The sequence below is a fragment of the Brenneria sp. g21c3 genome, assembly GCF_040240345.1.
GTDB lineage: Bacteria > Pseudomonadota > Gammaproteobacteria > Enterobacterales > Enterobacteriaceae > Brenneria.
Window position 1 is genome coordinate 1 of sequence record NZ_JBEIAB010000046.1, and the last position, 1,156, is coordinate 1,156.

General features: G+C 54.9%; 1 protein-coding gene. It reads left to right on the forward strand.

The window, feature by feature from the left end:
• Nucleotides 1-1,146: elongation factor Tu (gene tuf, locus ABRZ28_RS24220; RefSeq protein ID WP_319606707.1), on the forward strand; the 1,146-nt coding region annotated here is incomplete at its 5' end.
• Nucleotides 1,147-1,156 lie beyond the last annotated feature (10 nt).

A 1,156-nucleotide genomic window follows, 5' to 3' on the forward strand; every position in this document is an offset into this window, starting at 1 on the left:
AACGTCGGTACTATCGGCCACGTTGACCATGGTAAAACAACGCTGACTGCCGCCATTACTACCGTTCTGGCTAAAACCTACGGCGGCGCCGCCCGTGCATTCGATCAGATCGATAATGCGCCGGAAGAGAAAGCCCGTGGTATCACCATCAACACCTCTCACGTTGAATACGATACCCCGACTCGCCACTACGCGCACGTTGACTGCCCGGGACACGCCGACTATGTGAAAAACATGATCACCGGCGCCGCGCAGATGGACGGCGCGATCCTGGTTGTTGCCGCGACTGACGGCCCGATGCCGCAGACCCGTGAGCACATCCTGCTGGGCCGCCAGGTTGGCGTTCCTTACATCATCGTGTTCCTGAACAAATGCGACATGGTTGATGATGAAGAACTGCTGGAACTGGTTGAGATGGAAGTGCGTGAACTGCTGTCTCAGTACGATTTCCCGGGCGATGATACGCCAATCATTCGTGGTTCCGCGCTGAAAGCGCTGGAAGGCGAAGCTGAGTGGGAAGCGAAAATCGTCGAACTGGCTGAAGCGCTGGATTCTTATATCCCGGAACCGGAGCGTGCGATTGACAAACCGTTCCTGCTGCCTATCGAAGACGTATTCTCCATCTCCGGTCGTGGTACCGTTGTGACCGGTCGTGTAGAGCGCGGTATCATCAAAGTGGGTGAAGAAGTGGAAATCGTGGGTATCAAAGACACCACGAAAACCACTTGTACCGGCGTTGAAATGTTCCGCAAACTGCTGGACGAAGGCCGCGCGGGCGAGAACGTCGGCGTTCTGCTGCGTGGTACCAAACGTGACGACGTAGAGCGTGGTCAGGTACTGGCTAAACCAGGCTCAATCAAACCTCACACTCAGTTCGAGTCTGAAGTTTATATCCTGAGCAAAGACGAAGGCGGCCGTCACACTCCGTTCTTCAAAGGCTACCGTCCTCAGTTCTACTTCCGTACCACTGACGTGACCGGTACCATCGAACTGCCGGAAGGCGTGGAAATGGTAATGCCAGGCGACAACATCAAGATGGTTGTTAATCTGATTGCGCCGATCGCAATGGATGACGGTCTGCGTTTCGCTATCCGTGAAGGCGGTCGTACCGTTGGCGCGGGCGTTGTTGCTAAAGTTATCGCTTAATCGCTGATAA